Annotated in this window: 2 pseudogenes; one reads left to right on the top strand and one right to left on the bottom strand. The window is 57.1% G+C overall.

The window, feature by feature from the left end:
* A pseudogene (locus A3722_RS24875) lies at positions 1 to 208 on the top strand (tyrosine-type recombinase/integrase); the annotation flags it as partial.
* Positions 209 to 329: 121 nt separating this feature from the next.
* Here the strand turns inward: A3722_RS24875 and A3722_RS24040 are convergent.
* Positions 330 to 525, bottom strand: a pseudogene (locus tag A3722_RS24040) (zincin-like metallopeptidase domain-containing protein); the annotation flags it as partial.

The following is a 525-nucleotide window of genomic DNA, read 5'->3' as shown; positions in this document are numbered from 1 at the left end:
GGCCGTACACCTGGTCGCCGCCGGCGTCGACGTCACGGTCATCCGAAGCTGGCTGGGTCATGTCAGCCTTGAGACCACTAACCATTACGCACAGGCAAATCTGGAGACCAAACGGAAAGCACTGGAACGGGTCGAAAGACCGAAAACCGATAGTCCGCCATCATGGCGGCGCGACCAGAGCGTGCTCGACTGGTTGGATACGCTCTGACGCGCATCAAAAATTATGCGGAGGAAAGTGAACAGACCGCCAGGGAAACAAGGGCATTGGCGGACTTCCTCCGCATTATGCCGTCCTCGTGATAACTGCGGTAATGACGAGCTCGTCATTAGCGCAACCAGTTGTGAAGGTAGGCAGCATTCATCTCGAGCGTATGCGCCGTAAAGCCAAGTTCTTGACCCAGGAACACCGAGGTCAATTCCGCGACGATCTCCTCGCGCGCATAGGACGTGTTGCCAAACTTCGAGAACCCGAAATCACGGTTCAGTCGATGGGGGGCTTTCGTGGCATGGGCCAGCTCATGGGCC

Origin of the sequence: Sulfitobacter sp. HI0027, assembly GCF_001634775.1 — a bacterium.
GTDB lineage: Bacteria > Pseudomonadota > Alphaproteobacteria > Rhodobacterales > Rhodobacteraceae > Sulfitobacter.
The sequence above is the reverse complement of the archived record's forward strand: the minus strand, read 5'-3'. Positions and strand labels throughout refer to the sequence as shown.